This window comes from Mesorhizobium sp. M1406 (assembly GCF_040317555.1).
Lineage (GTDB): Bacteria > Pseudomonadota > Alphaproteobacteria > Rhizobiales > Rhizobiaceae > Mesorhizobium.
Window position 1 is genome coordinate 80085 of the sequence record NZ_JAMYKW010000002.1, and the last position, 16258, is coordinate 96342.

The following is a 16258-nucleotide window of genomic DNA, read 5'->3' on the forward strand; positions in this document are numbered from 1 at the left end:
AACATGATTCGAACAGTGACAGTCTATCAGTGCACGTGATCACACACCAATCATGGCACGCAGCGGGTTCGCCGGGTCGGCCAGCAGCTTCACCGCCAGTGCGAGGCACACGATCACCAGCAGCGGCTTGATCAGTCTTGCGCCGATGCGCATGGCCAGGCTGGCGCCGACGCGGGCGCCGAGGAACTGGGCAATGCCCATCATCAGGCCGATCTTCCAATAGACGACGCCGACCGCGGCGAAGACGATGAAGCCGCCGATGTTGGAGGCGAAGTTGAGCAGTTTGGTGTGCGCCGTCGCCTTGAGCACGCCGTAGCCGGCAAGTGCCACGAAGGCCAGCATGTAGAAGGAGCCGGCGCCTGGTCCGAACAGCCCGTCGTAGAAGCCAATGGCGGGCACCAGGGTCAGTCCGAACAGGAACGGTGACAGGCGCTCGGCACGATCGACATCGTTCATGTTGGGCTTGAACGCGAAGTAGAGCGCGATGGCGATCAGCACGATGGGCAAGGCAGCCCGCAGAATGTCACCGGGCACGATCGTTGCCAGCAAGGCACCGATGGCGCTCCCGACAAGGGCCAAAAGCGCCGATGGCAATTGCCGGCGCAGGTCGACATGACCCTTCGACGCGTAGTGGATGGTCGCCGAACCCGAGCCGAACATGCCTTGCAATTTGTTGGTGGCGAGCGCCTGGACCGGTGTGAAGCCGGCAAGCAGCAGCGCCGGCACGGTGATCAGCCCGCCGCCGCCGGCGATCGAATCGACAAAGCCCGCGGCAAAGGCGGCGAAGGCGAGCATGGCGACGGTCTGGATGCTAAGCTCGATCATGTGATGTATGGAGGTGTCCGGCCGGCTGAAATATCAGGCGTTCGACCACGACCGCCCTGTTTGCGCAAGACCGATTCCGCGCTACCTCTATGAAGAGGAATTGGAAAGGGACCATGATGGCGTTCGCATTGCTGGACCAGATACGTCAGATCTTCGATGGCGACCCGGGCGTGCGCAAGGTGGCGGACGATCCAGTCCTGTCGGCGGAACTGCTGATGCTGTTTCGCATGATCCTGGCCGACGGGTCGGTCAGCGAGAGCGAGATGGTTGCTTTCCGGCGCATCTGCAAGGACGCCTTCGGCATTGCCGAAACCAGCATCGACGCCGTCATCGAATATCTCAACGAGTTCGGCTACGAGACCAATGGCTCGCAGGCGATTGCACTGTTTCGCGATCTCGACATCGAGCGGCGCAAGCAATTGGCCCGCCATATGGCTGAGATCGCCAAGGCGGATTCGCAGCTGGCCGAGAGCGAGGTGCGCCTGCTGCGCCGCACGCTCGACTTGCTCGATATCAGCCCGGTCGATGCGGTGAAGCCGGAAGAATAGGCTTTGCCTGGGGCAACGGTTCGCTAACGCCAAAGGAGTGTTCAAATGGCCTTTGCCGACAGCTATCTGGGACAATTGCGGGCGTTGATCGGAAGCCGTCTGGTGTTGATGCCGGGTGCGCGCATCGTCATCGAACACGCCGACCGTCGCATCCTGTTGCAGAAACGGACTGATTTTGGCGTGTGGGGCCTGCCTGGCGGCAATGCCGAGGAAGGCGAGGGCCTGGAGGCGGTGGTGATCCGGGAGGTACTCGAGGAAACCGGGTTGATCGTCAGCGATGTCGAACCATTTGGGTTCGGCTGCGACCCGAACTATGAAACCTTCCAGTTTCCGAATGGCGATCGCGCCCAGTTCTTCGCGCTGATGTTCTACACGCGCTCCTTTGAAGACGAGCCGGCCGTCACCGATGACGAAAGCAGCGCTGTCGGCTGGTTCCTGCCTGACAGCTTGCCCGAGATGCTGCCTAACATGGCGCGCAGCATCGAGGCCTATCTCCGGTTCAAGACCACCGGAAAATTCCAGATGATCTGAGAGACTGTTTGGAAATTCTACTCCGGCGGCCATCTGGAGGCGTTTTCTGCGCTTCCCAGTGCTCTCGGGCCCAAATGTCCGCTCCGCTCGTCGCTCCGCGACCCCGATACAGCCACCAGCTGGCTCGCCAGAGCGAATTTCGAAACAGCCTCTGAGACGCTCTAACCCTGTTCCTGCATTCGCCGAGCGATAGCCCGGTGCAGATCAGGAGCGGCACTGACAAGCGCCTTGGCCGCCTCGGACTGCGGGTGATCGAGCACCTCGTTCGTCTTGCCGCGCTCGACGATCTTGCCGTCATGCATGACCAGCACCTCGTCCGTGATGGCGCGGGCGACGGTCAGGTCGTGGGTGATGAAGAGATAGGCGATGCCGAGCTTTTGGTTGAGCTCGGCGAACAGGTCGAGGATCTGGGCGCGGATCGAGACATCGAGCGCCGAGACCGGCTCGTCGGCGACGACCAGTTTCGGGCGGGTGATTATGGCGCGGGCGATCGATAGGCGCTGACGCTGGCCGCCGGAAAACTCGTGCGGATATTTGTCCATGTCGCGCTGGTCGAGCCCGACTTCGTGCAGCGCATGCGCCACCATTTCGCGGCGCTCGGCGCGCGTCGGCTTCTTGTCCTGTACATGCAATGGTTCCGCGACCAGCTTTTCGACCTTCTGACGCGGGTCGAAGGAGCCATAGGGATCCTGGAAGACAACCTGCATGTTACGCCGGGCCGGCTTCAGCTCTGTCTCGCCTTTACCGGTGATGGTCTCGCCGCGAAACCGGATCGTGCCCGAGCTTGGCCGGTCCAGTGCCAGGATCATCCGGGCGAGTGTTGACTTGCCGCAGCCGGAGCGGCCGACCAACGCCACCGATTGACCCGGCGCCATCGACAAGGACACATCGTCGACGGCGCGGATACCAGGCGCGCGCCTGAACAGCGAGGTGCGCCGGCCGGCATAGTCGCGGGTCACGCCCTCGACCTGGAGCAAAGGTCGGCCCGTCTCGATACCATGCGGCCTAGCGCGCGCCGGAACATGCATCGAGGCCTGCGCCAGCTGCCGCGTGTAGGGGTGAAGCTGTTCGGACAGCGTGCGGGCCGTGTCGCCGGTTTCCATGACCTCGCCGCGGCGCAGGATGGTGATGCGGTCGGCCATCTCAGTCACCACGGCAAGGTCGTGCGAGATCAGCAGCAGCCCCATGCGGCTTTCAGCGACGAGGTCGCGCAGGAGGTCGAGTATCTGCGCCTGCAGCACCACGTCGAGCGCCGTGGTCGGCTCGTCGGCGATCAGCAGCTTCGGCTTCAGCGCGCAGGCGATGGCGATGACAACGCGCTGGCGCTGGCCGCCCGACAGTTCGTGCGGATAGCGCGACATTGGGAATTTCGCTTGCGGCAAGCCGACCCGGTCGAGCATTTTTCGCGCCCGGTCTTCGGCCTCGGCGCGGCTTGCCTTGGTGTGCCAGCGAATGCCTTCCGCGACCTGTTCGCCGATGGTCTTGACCGGATTGAGTGCCGTCATCGGCTCCTGGAACACCATGCCGATGTCGTCGCCGCGCAGCGCGCACATCTGGTCCTCGGTTGCCGCGAGGAGGTCGATGCCGTCGAACGAGACGCGTCCGGTGGCGCGCGCGGCATGGGGCAGAAGCTGCATCACCGTCAGCGCGGTCATCGACTTGCCCGAACCGGATTCGCCGACCAGCCCCATCACCTCGCCGGGCGCGACGGAAAGTTCCATGCCCTTGAGGATCGGTGTGTCGCCGATGGTCAGCGACAGGTTCTCGATGTCGAGCAGGCTCATCGCTGCCGCCGCGATTTCGGATCGAGGATGTCGGCGATGCCGTCGCCCAGGAGGTTCAGCCCCAGCACGGTGACAACGATCGCCATGCCGGGAAAGATTGCCATCCATGGCGCCACCACCATGCGGGTCTGTGCGTCGAACAACATGCGGCCCCAACTCGGCATTGGCGGCTGGGCGCCGAGGCCCAGGTAGGAAAGCCCGGCCTCCGCCAGGATGCCCAGCGCGAACTGGATGGTGCCTTGCACCAGGAGCAGCGTGGCGATGTTGGGCAGCACATGTTCGATTGATATCTGCGTGCTGCTCTTGCCGGCGGCGCGCGCGGCAAGAATGAACTCGCGCGGCCATATCGCCAGTGCGCCGGCACGGGCGACACGGGCAAAGACCGGGATGTTGAAGATGCCGATGGCGATGATGGCGTTGACGGCGCCCGGCCCGAAGATCGCGGTTATCATGATCGCCGACAGCAGCGCCGGGAAGGCGAAGACGAGATCGTTCAGCCGCATCAGCGCCTCGTCGACGAGGCCGCCGCGTGCCGCGGCAAAGGCGCCGAGCGGTACGCCGACCCCCATGCCGATGCCGACAGCGACCAACGCCACGGCAATCGAATTGCGGGCGCCGACCATGACCATCGACAGGATGTCGCGACCGAAATGGTCGGTGCCGAACCAGTGCGCCAGCGAGGGTGCCTGTGTCTTGTCCGATATCACCAGCTTCGTGACGTCGTAGGGCGTCCAGCCATAGGAGACGATGGCCATTGCCAGGATCAGCAAGGTGATGACGAAACCGGCAACGAAGGCGGTATTCCTGAATGCCTTGGCCAGGATGCTGCCGAGCGTCTCCTCGGGGATGTCGATATGGAGCGTCATTGCCGGCTTCTCAGGCGCGGATCGACGACCGCATAGGAAAGGTCGACGAGGAGGTTGACGGTAATGACGGCGGCGACCAGCAGCATGACCACGCTTTCGACGACGATCAGGTCGCGCTGGGTGATCGCCTGGAACACCAGCCGGCCGAGGCCGGGCAGGTAAAAGACATTCTCGATGATGATGGTGCCGGCAAGCAGGAAGGCGAATTGCAGGCCCAGGATGGTCAGCACGGGGATCATGGCGTTGCGCAGCGCGTGTCGCCACAAGACGGCGCGATAGGGCAAGCCCTTGGCGCGGGCGGTGCGGACATAATCCTCGTTCAGCACCTCGATCAGCGCCGAGCGGGTGACGCGCGCCAGGATCGCGGCTTGCGGCAAGGCGAGAGCCACTGCCGGCAGTAGTAGTGATTTCAGCGCCAGCCAGATGCCGGCACTCCAGCCGGGAAAGCCGCCGGCCGGAACCAGCCGCAGCCAGACGGCGAAGACATAGATCAGCATCAGCGCGAACCAGAAATTCGGCACGGCGACGCCAAGCTGGGCGGCGCCCATGGAAATCGTATCACCGGCGCGTCCACGCCGGCTGGCGGAAAACAGGCCGACGGGAATGGCGATCATGGTGGAGAGCGCAAGCGCAATCAGCGCCAGCGGCAGCGAGACGGCAAGCCGTTCGCGCACCAGATCGATGACCGGCACCGAATAGGTGTAGGAGCGTCCGAAATCGAGACTGAGCAGGCCGCCGGCCCAGTGGAGATAGCGCAAGGCCAGCGGCGCGTTGAGGCCCATCTGGTTGCGCAGCAATTCGACCTGATCGGCACTGGCGTTCATGCCCAGCATCAGCCGTGCCGGATCGCCGGGCAGTATCTCCAGCACGGCGAACACCACCATGGAAGCCAGCAACAGCGTGGCGAGCGCAATGGCGAGGCGCTTGAGGAGGTAGGCGGTCATGGAAGGTGAGGCACTGTTGTTTTGCCCACCGGGCGATGGTTGCGTTCCCGCCCACCCCCCTCTGTCCTGCCGGACATCTCCCCCGCAAGGGGGGAGATTGAGCTCTCATTTACGCTCTCGCCAATCGCCGAAATGGCATGGCTGTCGGCGACGCAGAAACTGCCGATCTCCCCCCTTGCGGGGGAGATGCCCGGCAGGGCAGAGGGGGGTGTGACGGAGCGCAAATTCCGCCAGGCAGCCTGAGTCTTCAATCCGACCACTTCACCTTGGTCAGGTCGTTCGCCTGGATGGGCGCGTTTTCCCACAGCCCTTGCAGCTTGGCGTCCCATACTCCGACCTTCGGCAATTCGTAGAGGAAACCGACCACGGCGTCGTCGGCCAGGATCTTCTGTGCCTGTCCCAGCAATTCCTTGCGCTTGGCCTCGCCGGAGGTGAGGTTCAGATCGGCGATCACCTTGTCGAAGGCCGGGTTGTCGTAGTTGAAGTAATAATCCTTGCGCGAATAGATATCGATGTCGTTGGGTTCGGTGTGGGAGACGATGGTCAGGTCGTAGTCCTTCTTGGTGAATACCTGATCCAGCCACTGCGCCCATTCGACAGGAATGATTTCGAGGTCGATGCCGATGTCGCGAAGCTCGGAGGCGATGATCTCGCCGCCAAGCCGCGCGTAAGAGGGCGGCGGCAATTTCAGCGTTGCCTTGAAGCCGTTCTCCAGCCCCGCTTCCTTCAGCAGTTCCTTTGCCTTCGCGACATCATGCGGATAGCGGCCGGTGAGATCGACATAGTCCTTGTTGGCGGGCGACATGTGCGAGCCGATCGGCACGCCGAGGCTGGCGGAGGCGCCGTCGATGATCGCCTTGCGGTCGAGCGCATAGGAGATCGCCTGTCTCACCTGCAATTTGTCGAAGGGTGGCTTCTTGTTGTTGATCGACAGGATGGTTTCGCCCTCGGTCGCGCCGATCACCACCTTGAAGCGCGGGTCGTCCTTGACCTGCGCGACGCTGTCGGCGTCGAAGAACGGGAAAGCCTGGATGTCGCCCGAGAGCAGTGCCGGCACATAGGCCGCGGCATCCGGCACGATGCGGAATTCGGCCTTGTCGAGGGACGCCGGCGTGCCCCAGTAACTGTCCGATTTGACCAGGGTGATCGAGGATCCCTTGGCCCAGCCCTGGAATTTGAACGGGCCGGTGCCGATCGGCTTCTCCTTGTTGGTGTCGGCTGTCTCAGGCGCCACGATCACCGCGTCGCCCCAGCCCATATTGTAGAGGAAGGAGCCCTGCGGGTTCTTCAGCGTGACCTTGACCGTTGCCGGGTCGACGATTTCGACCGTGTCGATAGCCGCGAACAGGCCCTTTTGCGCATTGACCGAATTGTCGGCGCGGGCGCGGTCGAGCGAGAATTTCACGTCGCTGGCATCGAAGTCGGTACCGTCGTGGAATTTCACGCCGGTGTGCAGCTTGAAGGTGTAGACCTTGCCATCATCGGAAATGGTCCAGCTTTCGGCCAGATCCGGCAGCACCTCGCCATTCGGCCCGATGCGCGTCAGGCCCTCGAACACATTGGCGTAGAGAACCTCGTCGATCGCCGCGGCTGCACCCGCGGTCGGATCGAGATGCGGGGGTTCGAGCGGGATGCCGATGACGAGGTCGGTTCGCGCGGCAAACGCCTGACAGTCAGCGGCTAGTGCAAGGATCGTCGCGGCCAGAATGGTTTTCCACAATTTCATCGTGCAACTCCCCATGCGTTTCAGACACGTGCTCAAACCCGGGCGATAGAAGCGTGATTTTGCCGCGGAGTAAATTGCGTTTCGTTCTGCCCGTTGCCGTAGCTGGGAATGTTTTTGTCCTGACAGCCCTATCGGCAGTCGAAGCTTGTCGCGATGTGGGGCTATCCCGTGGCTGTGCCGCGCAACAGCACGTTGAGCCCGATCGCCATCACCTTGGCCGATTCCACCATGTCCGATATCCCGACCCATTCGTCCGGCGGTGGGCTAGGTCGAGAATGCCTGGGCCATAGGCGATGCAATCGTAGATGTGGCCGATGCGGGCAATGTGCTTCTGGTCGTAGGTGCCCGGCGAAATGACGTAGTCGGGTTCGCGGTCGAAGACCGCCATGATGCCTTGCGCCACCGCCTTGACCACCGGCGCGTCGCGCTCCGTCATCAGCGGCAGCACTTCCATCAGGTCGCGGATTTCATAGTCGAATTTGTTCCGCTCGCGCTTCAGGCGGTCGAGAATGCCGGTTACTTCACCTTTGACGGTATCGAGATCTTCCTCGAGCAGGAAGCGACGATCGATGGTCAGCCGGCAGGAATCGGGCACGTTGGGCGAGGGCAGGCCGGGCCGGAAATCCTCCGTCTGGCCGCCATGGATCGAATTGATGTTCATGGTCGAGCGTTTTGCTCCTTCGGGCACGACCGGCATGCGCGTCATCTTGCGGTCGAGCGCAGGGAACAGTTCGTCCTCGAATGCCCTGAGCACGGCACCCATATGGCGTACAGCATTGTCGCCGAGAAACGGCATCGAGCCGTGCGCGATCTCGCCCTTGGTCTCGATCTCCGCCCACCAGACGCCGCGATGACCGAGGCAGATGCGGTCCTTGTTCAGCGGCTCGGGAATGATGACGTGGTCGACCCTGGGTTTCGAGAAATAGCCGAGCCTGGCCAGATGGGCGACGCCGCCGAAGCCGCCGGACTCCTCGTCGACGGTGCCGGATATTTCGATGGCGCCGGGAAAGTCGGGAAACACTTCCAGGAAGGCTTCGGCGGCAATGATCGAGGCGGCAAGACCGCCCTTCATGTCGCAGGCGCCGCGGCCATAAACCTTGCCGTCCCTGACGATGCCGGCAAAGGGATCGACGGTCCAGCCGTCGCCGGCTTCGACCACGTCGATATGCGAGTTGAAGTGGACGCAGGCGCCGGGAGACCTGCCGTCGAAACGGGCAACGACATTGACGCGCGGGTAGCGGTTGGTGTCGCCGGGGGTGCCTTCGGCTCGAATGAATTCGGTCTCGAAACCGCTCTTCTTCAGCCGCGCGCCGAGATATTCGGCGCATGGCCGGTAGGCTTCACCGGGCGGGTTGATGGTCGGAAAACGGATCAGCTCGGCGGTCAGCGCGACGATATCGTCGCGCCTGTTATCGATTGCCTGGAGGAGTCGCTCGTTCATGCGGCGGAGTTGAGAGCGATCGTCCCGATTTTGCAAGCCCGCTGGTGATCGAGCCCGTGCGGCGTGTCGTTGCGGCAACTATCGCGGGAAATCGTTCAAATTGGCTGCTTTGGATTGGCGAATTGGTCAAGGAGTGTGTGCTACCCCGTTCACCTGCCATTAAAAAGATGAAAAACAACGTGATGGCAGGCGAGTAAGGGGCAATCAAAGGGGTTTGATCGCATGAAAAAGACAGTTCTCATGGCGGCCATTTTTGTCGCGATGCTGTTCGGTGCTTCGGGGCAGGGCTGGGCGGCCAGCCTCGTTGCAAACATAGACGTGTCGTCGCAGACGATGACGGTCAGGTATGGCCTGTCGGTTTACCGGTGGAGTGTCTCCACCGCCCGCGCTGGCTATTTCACGCCGCGCGGCAGCTATCGGCCGCAGCGTACGGCGCGGATGTGGTATTCGCGCAAATACCATATGTCGCCGATGCCATACTCCGTCTTCTTCCATGGCGGCTATGCCATCCACGGGACCGGCGCCGTCAGGCAACTCGGCCGCCCGGCGTCGCATGGCTGCGTGCGGCTGCATACGGCCAATGCCGCAACCTTCTATTCGATGGTGCGGGAAGTGGGTTTCGGCAACACGCGGATTGTAGTGACGAACTGAGGTGATCCAGATTCGCTGAAGTCGGCATCATCGGCTGGGGTAGGACCAATCTCCCCGCCAGCGGCGAGGCTTAAGCGTTTGCGGCCGGAGCGGGCTTCGGCCGGCGCTTTGGTCGCCCGCCGCCGATCTCCCACCTTTTGTGGAACCACATCCACTGGCCGGGATCTTCGCGTACCCAGCGTTCGACCACGTCGTTGAGACGCTGGGTGGTGGCGTGGACATCGACACTGCCGTCAGCGGTGCGCGGCAACGTCAGCTTGTCCTCGATCTCGAGCCGGAAGCGATTGCCTGGCAGCCTGACGCAGCGCGCCGGATAGACGTCGCAGTCGTAGTGACGGGCAAGGGTGGCCAGCACCCGGTTGCTCTGGCAGGGACGGCCGAAGAAGGTCGTATCCAGGCCGTTGGAGAATTTCTGGTCGACAAGGATGCCGATGTTGCCGCCATTCTCCAGGACCCCCGCCAGCGCGAATGAGGCGCCGGCCATCGATGGCAGCAAAGAGCCCATGGTCGAGCGGCGCGTCGAGAGGATGTAGTCGGCGAGATAGGGATTGTTGGGCGGGCGAAACAGCGCCGTGATGTTCATGCCGAAGGTCGCCGCCGCCACCGGCAGCAACTCGAAATTGCCGAGATGGCCGGTGAAGACGATATGCGGCTTCTGTTCACCCGCGATTTCGACGAAATGCTCTGTTCCCTTGACCTCGACGCGGCCGGGCGTGCTGGCCGCGGGATCGTAGTCGAACAGGGCGTCGAGAAAGATGTATTCGGCGGCAAGGCGGGCCATGTTGCCCCACATGTCGGAGGCGATCGCCTGGATTTCGGCTTCGCCCTTTTCCGGATAGGCCTTGCGCAGATTGTCGACGGCGACCTGATGGCGTCCCACCCAGGGGCCGACGCGGCGTGCGACGCGGTCGGCGAAATTCAGCGCGCTGTCGGCCGGCAGCAGACGCAGGATCGAGATGATCAACATCGCCGCGCGCGCAACCAGCCAGTAGTTGAGCTGGCGCAGCTGCCTGCCGTAGCGAAATTTGAGATCCCGGCGAAACTTCTTGAACACGGAAGTCAAGGCTCTAGCCGACGCGCAGGATGATCTTACCGAACACGTCGCGGCCTTCCATGCGCTTCAGCGCGGCATCGATACCGTCGAAGTCGACTTCGGTATCGATGACCGGTGCGACTTGTCCCGCCGCCATCTTCTGCATGGCGTTGGCCATGTTCTCCATGCGGCAGCCGAAGGAACCGAGCAGTTTCAATTGCTGCTGGAACAGCTGCATGAGGTTGATCTGCGTCGACACGCCCGAGGTCGAACCGCAGGTCACCAGGCGGCCGCCACGCTTCAGGCACAGCATGGAAGCGGCAAAAGTGTCGGCGCCGACATGTTCGAACACGACATCGACGCCCTTTTTCTTGGTCAACTTGCGCACGACGCCCTCGAAACGGTCGTCACGGTAGTTGATGACATGGTCGGCGCCGAGCGCCTTGGCCTTGTCGATCTTATCGTTGGAGCCGACCGTGGTGATGATCGTGCAGCCCATCCGCTTTGCCAGCTGGATGGCCGCCGAGCCGATGCCGGATCCGCCGGCATGAATGAGGATGGTCTCGCCGGGCTGCAGCCTGGCATTGTCGAACAGCATATGCTCGACAGTGCCGAAGGTGACGGGCGCCACCGCTGCGCCGATGTCGGTCACGCCGGGCGGGGCAGGAACCAGCAGGCGAGCGGGCAGGTTGATCTTTTCCTGCGCGAAGCCGTCGAGATGGAAGCCGTGAACGCCCGAAACATGCTCGCAGAGATTGTCTCGGCCTTCGCGGCAGGCTCGGCAAAGTCCGCAGGTGCGGGCGCCGTAGATCGACACCAATTGTCCGGGCAGCAGGCTGGAAACACCGGGGCCGACCGCCTCGACCTCGCCCGAGGCTTCCGCGCCGACGACCAGCGGCAGCTTGCGCTTGGCGAAGGCCATGCCGCGCCAGCCCCAGACGTCAATGTGGTTCAGCGCCACCGCCTTGATGCGCAGCGTGACTTCGCCGAGTGGCGGCGGTGGGGGAGGCGGCAGGTCCACCGTTTCAAGACGGCGGTCCTCGATAAGTTGCAATGCGCGCATGGGGCCTGTCGGTTCAGTCTGGCTGAGAAAGGTCGCTTAGACCGGTTCCCGCGCCATGACAAGGCAAGTATTCTGGCCGCCGAAGCCGAAGGAGTTCGACAGAACGGTGCGAACCTCGGCGTTGCGCTTCTTGTTCGGCACCACGTCGAGCACGATCGCGGGGTCGGGATTGTCATAGTTGATGGTCGGCGGAATGACGCTCTCGCGCATCGTCATCAGTGAGAACGCCGCCTCGACGGCGCCGGCCGCCGACAGCGTGTGGCCGATCATCGACTTGTTCGACGAGACCGGCATCGAGCCGATCCGCTCGCCGAATACCGTCGACAGCGCCAGATGTTCCATCTTGTCGTTCTCCGGAGTCGACGTGCCATGGGCGTTGACATAGTCGATCTCGTCTTCACTCAGGCCGGCATCGGCGAGGGCAGCGCGAACCGCGGCGATGGCCGGCGAAGCGTCCGGCTTCGAACGGGTGCGGTGGAAGTCGTCGGCCTTCTCGCCGCAACCGCCCAGGATGCCGAGGATAGTGGCGCCGCGAGCCAATGCCGTCTCAAGCGATTCCAGCACCAGCGCCCCGGATCCCTCGGCCAGCACGAAGCCGTCGCGGTCCCTGGAGAAAGGCTTCGACGCCTTTTCGGGAATGTCGTTGTGCGTGGAGAGCGCCGAAAGCAATGAGAAACGGATCAATGCCTCGGCGGTCGCGGAACCGTCCGCGCCGATCGATAGCGCACGGTCGCATTCGCCGCGTCGGATCGCCTCGACACCGAGCTGGATCGCGGTGGCACCTGAAGCGCAAGCCGTCGACAGCGTGATCGGCAGACCACGTGTACCGAGGCGGTCGGCAAGGCGGCCGGCGATCGAACCGAACTGGGTGGTCTCGAAAATATCCAGCTCTTTCAAGCTACGCGCCACCCGAAGCAGACTTTCGGCGGCGGTGTCATCCTTGTTCTTGTCGGAATTGTAGAGTGAGAAGCGCTCGGCCCAGTCGAGTTCGACCGGCGGCGAGGCGAGGAAGAGCGGTCCGCCGAAATCGCTGGAATCAAGACCGGCTTCGGCCACCGCTTCAAGGCCCGCAAGCTCGGCCAACTCATAAGTGAGGGGGCTAGCGCCCTTCGAACTCGACGGCAGGAAATCGACCATGCCGGAGATGCGGGTATTCAGTTGATCGATCGGAAAGCGGGTGATCGGGTGGATGCCTGACTTTCCCGAGGTCAGCGCTGCCCAATTGTCCGTCTTGCCGACGCCAAGCGAGGTCACCACGCCGATGCCGGTGACGGCGACAATCGGCCTGCCCATATGATCGTTCAGATTGGCCATCCGGGAGCCCTCGACCTTTTATCGTTACAGCATGGATCTCGGAGCGCCGCCTCAGGCGGCGTTGACCAGCGCCATGCCCTCGAATTGGTGGTAGCCGATCGCCGTTGCAAGGACGGTTGCGGGAACGCCTTCGAACGGCGTCTCGGTTGCGGCATCAAAAACAGGGTAGGCGGCCTTGCGGTCGACAGCGAGTGCCGCCAACGCCACGGCGAAGGGAAACTGCGCTTCCTTCATGTGCCCGGTCAGCGTCGAAAAACCGCGCGCGGCGATCGCCGGATTGGCATCGAGCGCTGCTTTCTCGGCTGATGTCGCCGCATGGGCGCCCGATGCGCCCGACAGGGCCAGCAATTTGCCGTTCGGCAATGCAGCCTGCTTGAGCAGCGCGGCGATCTCGGCATCGAGTTCTCCCCGTGGCCGCCTGGCGCGGCCGGAGACGATCGGCCCAAGCTCAGCATAGATTTTCCGGCCCCGGCTTGTCGCGTGTTCGCGTTGCTCCAGCACCAGGAAGGCGCCGCCGGAGCCGGTCACAACGCCGCCGCCCTCAGCGCCTTGCCGTTGCCAGACCGGCTTCCACGGGCCGCGATGCAAATAGCCGGCAAGCTCATAGCCGAGCAGCATGTCGGAATGTTCGGTCTGGAAGGCGCCGCCGACCAGGATATGCGTCGACTGGCCCGAACGGATGCGCGCGGCGGCCGTCTCGACGGCGGCGACGCCGGCACCTTCCTCACCCATGAAAGTTCTGGACGATCCCGTCACCTTGTGGACGATGGAGATGTTGCCGGCGAGCAGGTTGGAAAGCTGGGCCAGGAACAAGGTCGGCCGCAATTCGGTGGTCAATTTCTCGTTGAGCAGCACATCGCGGTCGTTGCGGCTTTCCGAAGCGGCGAGAATGGCGGCATCGACCGCCTCGTCGCGCTCGCCGCCGCCGGCGGCCACGACCATGTCCATGGTCGTGCAGAGTTCGTCATTGCCCTTGATGCCGGCGTCGTCCAGTGCAAGCCCGGCGGCGTAGGTGCCGAGCCTCTGCCAGGTTTCCATCTGACGCTGATCGCCGCGTTTGGCGATCTGCAGGTTCCAGTCGATCTCAGGCAATGGATGGACGGTATAAGGCGCGAAGCGTGCCGCCTCGAGCACCGGTTCGAGACCCGGCTGCGCGAGCTTCTGCCAATGGGCGTCCGGACCTTCCCCCAGCGAGGAGACAAGGCCGATACCAGTGATGACGACGTCGCGGGGGCTGCTCATGTGCGGCTTTGTGGGTCAGGCGGCAGAGCGCGTCAAGATCGCGCGCTCAACCGAAGTCAGGCGTTCTTGGCGGCGACCAGCGCGTCGATCTTGGCGCACAGGTTCTTCATGACGAAGTAATCGTCGGTCGAAGCCTTGCCGTCATTGACCTCCTGGGTCCACTTTTCCAGCGGCACCTTGATGCCGAATTCCTTGTCGATGGCGAAGACGATGTCGAGGAAATCGAGGCTGTCGATGCCGAGATCGTCGATCGTGTGGCTCTCTGGGGTGATGGTGTCGATATCGATCTCGCTGGTGTCGGCAATGATCTTGGCGACTTTGTCGAACGTGGTGGACAAGGGCTTTTCCTTCGGTTGCGGGCGGAATCTGTCCGCATCTTGTTTGGGCGCTGTCTAATCGGTTTTTTCCGGCAGGAAAAGGCCTCATACGCCGGGTGCAGATGGGAACCCTGCTCTGCAAAGGCAAGAAGGGCCACCGGCTGACCGGCGGCCCTTCCCGTTGACGTCACGTCAGTCTTTGTCTCGATGCATGTCGTTTCCCAAAACCGGAACCATTTTGGGCGACATGCATCAGCTGTCGCGGAGCTTGACCAGATCGTTGAGCAGTCCGCCCGTTCCGTTGTGGACGGTCAGCCGCTCGACCTTTCCGGCGATGGTTTCCAGAGCCTCGAGCTCCTTCAGCCGCAGCATCACCGGGTTTTCCGCCATCACCCTGGCCGTGTTGAGCAGCGAACGCGTGGCGTTCGTCTCCTCGCGGCGACGGATGATGTTGGCCTCGGCCTGCTTTTCGGCCGACACCACCTGGTTGAGGATCTCGCGCATCTCGCCCGGCAGGATGACATCCTTGAGGGCGATATCGCTGACTTCCACTCCGATCTCGGCCATATCGGCGCGAACCTTGGCCGCCGCCTCCTCGTCGATCGTCACCTTCCTTTCAAGGATCTGGTCGAGCGTCAGCGCGCCAAGCGTCTTGCGGAAGGCATACTGCAGGGCGCGGTAGAGGGCTTCGGAGAAGTCCTTCACCATGCTCACCGCCTTGACCGGGTCGACGACCCGGTATTCGGCGGCGATGTTGACGCGGATCGTGACGCGATCCTTGGTCAGCACTTCCTGCCCGGCAACGTCGAGCGACTGGCGCTTGAGGTCGACGACCTTGATCTGCACCATGCGTCCGACGTTCCAGAAGCCATGCACCCCCGCCGTCAGCGTCCTGACCAGGACACCATCGAAGAAGAGCAGTCCGGCCTGACCGTCGACGACCGGATGGACGGACATCAATTCCGCCTTCCGCGCCTGGCCGAGCCGGCGCATGACCGCCGCGTCGATCGCGAGATCGACCGATGTGTCGATCAGCGTCACCTTCCACGGGCCGGCATCCGTCCACAGCACGAGCTTGCGATCCGGCGCCAGAACGGCGTGCAAATTGCCGTCACGCTCGATGACGGCAACGTCCGTTCGCCCGGTGCGAACCACGGTGAAATGACGCGCGGCCACATCCGGGAGCTTGTCGAACAACGCCTTCTCGTATGCCGAAACGAATTCCGGGTTCTTCAGATCGTGCCGGGACACTTCAAGGCTGCCGCGCCGGTTGGCGAGCCAATGTTCGCCCGGTATCAGGACAGCCTTGATCTCACCCTTGTGGAGGGTGAGGGCACGTTCGTTTTCCCTTACGAGGACGCGCTCGCGTCCAAGAACCTTGTCGAGAACAGTCATTGTCTCACTCCTGTCGGGCATGGCCCCATGCGAGGCGTCAAGTCATGCGTCGATCTTCCCTTCGTTTCTCGTTTCACATCGTCGTCTTGCGTCATCGTCCGGGCACGAATGATCCGGGGACTGGTGGCATCAATCCGTGGCGGACCTTCGGGAGCGGATCGCGGGGCAGCGAGGCGGGCGCCGGAAGCCGAAGCTTCCTTTGCCGGCTAAACTGCGCCTTGATCGTCACCGCGGGCCTGGCCGCGAGCCGATGGCGTCAGACTTTCGGGATGATCCGTGCCCGAGGGCTTGGGCCATCCGTCCAGTCTTTCGCATTCCAGTCCCCGGACCGTTTTTCAGATAACACCGTGGAAGGGTGCTGGCTTATCAGGCCAATGGAGAAGGATTTGAACCTTCGACAGTCAGATTCTCGATCTGATGCTCTACCCAACTGAGCTATCCGTGGTGCAGATGAAGGGACTTGAACCCCCGACCTCCGGACCCAAATCCGGCGCTCTCCCGCTGAGCTACATCCGCGATCCCAATCCCCAAAGCGGCGCCGTATACAGGGCGGCAGTGCCGCCTGCACGGGCGGAGAC

Annotated in this window: 14 protein-coding genes, 2 tRNA genes and 1 pseudogene; 3 read left to right on the forward strand and 14 right to left on the reverse strand. The window is 62.9% G+C overall.

Annotated features, from left to right (window positions below):
• Window positions 1-39 precede the first annotated feature (39 nt).
• Window positions 40-825: a TSUP family transporter gene (locus NKH03_RS02890; protein WP_352867551.1), complete on the reverse strand. Its 786-nt coding sequence runs from the start codon at window positions 823-825 to the stop codon at window positions 40-42.
• Window positions 826-941: 116 nt separating this feature from the next.
• Between NKH03_RS02890 and NKH03_RS02895 the strand changes: the two genes are divergently transcribed.
• Complete coding sequence (locus NKH03_RS02895; protein ID WP_352867686.1) at window positions 942-1373, forward strand: TerB family tellurite resistance protein; 432 nt, start codon at window positions 942-944, stop codon at window positions 1371-1373.
• 45 nt (window positions 1374-1418) lie between these two features.
• Window positions 1419-1904, forward strand: a complete 486-nt coding sequence (locus NKH03_RS02900) for an NUDIX domain-containing protein (protein ID WP_352967040.1) — start codon at window positions 1419-1421, stop codon at window positions 1902-1904.
• Between the two features lie 161 nt (window positions 1905-2065).
• On the opposite strand, the gene NKH03_RS02905 is transcribed toward NKH03_RS02900, so the two are convergent.
• The 5 genes and pseudogenes from NKH03_RS02905 to NKH03_RS02925 form a co-directional block, all read right to left on the reverse strand.
• Window positions 2066-3688: an ABC transporter ATP-binding protein gene (locus NKH03_RS02905; protein ID WP_352876950.1), complete on the reverse strand. Its 1623-nt coding sequence runs from the start codon at window positions 3686-3688 to the stop codon at window positions 2066-2068.
• Complete coding sequence (locus tag NKH03_RS02910; RefSeq protein WP_352867554.1) at window positions 3685-4554, reverse strand: ABC transporter permease; 870 nt, start codon at window positions 4552-4554, stop codon at window positions 3685-3687. The genes NKH03_RS02905 and NKH03_RS02910 overlap by 4 nt, the downstream gene beginning before the upstream one ends.
• Window positions 4551-5498, reverse strand: a complete 948-nt coding sequence (locus NKH03_RS02915) for an ABC transporter permease (protein WP_352967042.1) — start codon at window positions 5496-5498, stop codon at window positions 4551-4553. The genes NKH03_RS02910 and NKH03_RS02915 overlap by 4 nt, the downstream gene beginning before the upstream one ends.
• A 247-nt stretch (window positions 5499-5745) precedes the next feature.
• A complete protein-coding gene (locus tag NKH03_RS02920; protein WP_352967044.1) occupies window positions 5746-7224 on the reverse strand; it encodes an ABC transporter substrate-binding protein in 1479 nt (492 codons plus the stop codon).
• Window positions 7225-7385: 161 nt separating this feature from the next.
• Window positions 7386-8665: pseudogene (locus tag NKH03_RS02925) on the reverse strand (acetylornithine deacetylase/succinyl-diaminopimelate desuccinylase family protein).
• A gap of 222 nt (window positions 8666-8887) precedes the next feature.
• Between NKH03_RS02925 and NKH03_RS02930 the strand changes: the two are divergent.
• Entirely contained in the window at window positions 8888-9316 is a 429-nt protein-coding gene (locus tag NKH03_RS02930) for a L,D-transpeptidase (protein ID WP_352867562.1), read from the forward strand.
• A 70-nt stretch (window positions 9317-9386) separates the two neighbouring features.
• Here NKH03_RS02930 and NKH03_RS02935 read toward each other — a convergent pair whose 3' ends face one another.
• The 8 genes from NKH03_RS02935 to NKH03_RS02970 form a co-directional block, all read right to left on the reverse strand.
• On the reverse strand, window positions 9387-10370 hold the full coding sequence (locus NKH03_RS02935) for a lipid A biosynthesis lauroyl acyltransferase (protein ID WP_352967202.1): 984 nt from the start codon (window positions 10368-10370) through the stop codon (window positions 9387-9389).
• Between the two features lie 13 nt (window positions 10371-10383).
• Window positions 10384-11412, reverse strand: coding sequence for a zinc-binding dehydrogenase (locus NKH03_RS02940; protein ID WP_352867564.1), 1029 nt, complete (start codon window positions 11410-11412; stop codon window positions 10384-10386).
• A 36-nt stretch (window positions 11413-11448) separates the two neighbouring features.
• Window positions 11449-12726: a beta-ketoacyl-ACP synthase gene (locus tag NKH03_RS02945; RefSeq protein WP_352967045.1), complete on the reverse strand. Its 1278-nt coding sequence runs from the start codon at window positions 12724-12726 to the stop codon at window positions 11449-11451.
• Window positions 12727-12777: 51 nt separating this feature from the next.
• Window positions 12778-13968 carry a beta-ketoacyl-ACP synthase gene (locus NKH03_RS02950; protein ID WP_352876940.1) on the reverse strand — a complete coding sequence of 397 codons (1191 nt, stop codon included), beginning with the start codon at window positions 13966-13968 and terminating at the stop codon, window positions 12778-12780.
• 56 nt (window positions 13969-14024) lie between these two features.
• A complete protein-coding gene (locus NKH03_RS02955) occupies window positions 14025-14306 on the reverse strand; it encodes an acyl carrier protein (protein WP_006335407.1) in 282 nt (93 codons plus the stop codon).
• A gap of 231 nt (window positions 14307-14537) precedes the next feature.
• Window positions 14538-15680, reverse strand: a complete 1143-nt coding sequence (locus tag NKH03_RS02960) for a slipin family protein (RefSeq protein ID WP_352967046.1) — start codon at window positions 15678-15680, stop codon at window positions 14538-14540.
• Between the two features lie 371 nt (window positions 15681-16051).
• Window positions 16052-16120 (reverse strand) — tRNA-Leu (locus NKH03_RS02965).
• 2 nt (window positions 16121-16122) lie between these two features.
• Window positions 16123-16196, reverse strand: a tRNA-OTHER gene (locus NKH03_RS02970).
• Window positions 16197-16258 lie beyond the last annotated feature (62 nt).

Bases quoted from the DNA above. Each gene is read 5' to 3' on its own strand.
- NKH03_RS02890 (WP_352867551.1), bottom strand. From the start codon at position 825: ATGATCGAGCTTAGCATCCAGACCGTCGCCATGCTCGCCTTCGCCGCC.
- NKH03_RS02895 (WP_352867686.1), top strand. From the start codon at position 942: ATGGCGTTCGCATTGCTGGACCAGATACGTCAGATCTTCGATGGCGAC.
- NKH03_RS02900 (WP_352967040.1), top strand. From the start codon at position 1,419: ATGGCCTTTGCCGACAGCTATCTGGGACAATTGCGGGCGTTGATCGGA.
- NKH03_RS02905 (WP_352876950.1), bottom strand. From the start codon at position 3,688: ATGAGCCTGCTCGACATCGAGAACCTGTCGCTGACCATCGGCGACACA.
- NKH03_RS02910 (WP_352867554.1), bottom strand. From the start codon at position 4,554: ATGACGCTCCATATCGACATCCCCGAGGAGACGCTCGGCAGCATCCTG.
- NKH03_RS02915 (WP_352967042.1), bottom strand. From the start codon at position 5,498: ATGACCGCCTACCTCCTCAAGCGCCTCGCCATTGCGCTCGCCACGCTG.
- NKH03_RS02920 (WP_352967044.1), bottom strand. From the start codon at position 7,224: ATGAAATTGTGGAAAACCATTCTGGCCGCGACGATCCTTGCACTAGCC.
- NKH03_RS02930 (WP_352867562.1), top strand. From the start codon at position 8,888: ATGAAAAAGACAGTTCTCATGGCGGCCATTTTTGTCGCGATGCTGTTC.
- NKH03_RS02940 (WP_352867564.1), bottom strand. From the start codon at position 11,412: ATGCGCGCATTGCAACTTATCGAGGACCGCCGTCTTGAAACGGTGGAC.
- NKH03_RS02945 (WP_352967045.1), bottom strand. From the start codon at position 12,726: ATGGCCAATCTGAACGATCATATGGGCAGGCCGATTGTCGCCGTCACC.
- NKH03_RS02950 (WP_352876940.1), bottom strand. From the start codon at position 13,968: ATGAGCAGCCCCCGCGACGTCGTCATCACTGGTATCGGCCTTGTCTCC.
- NKH03_RS02960 (WP_352967046.1), bottom strand. From the start codon at position 15,680: ATGACTGTTCTCGACAAGGTTCTTGGACGCGAGCGCGTCCTCGTAAGG.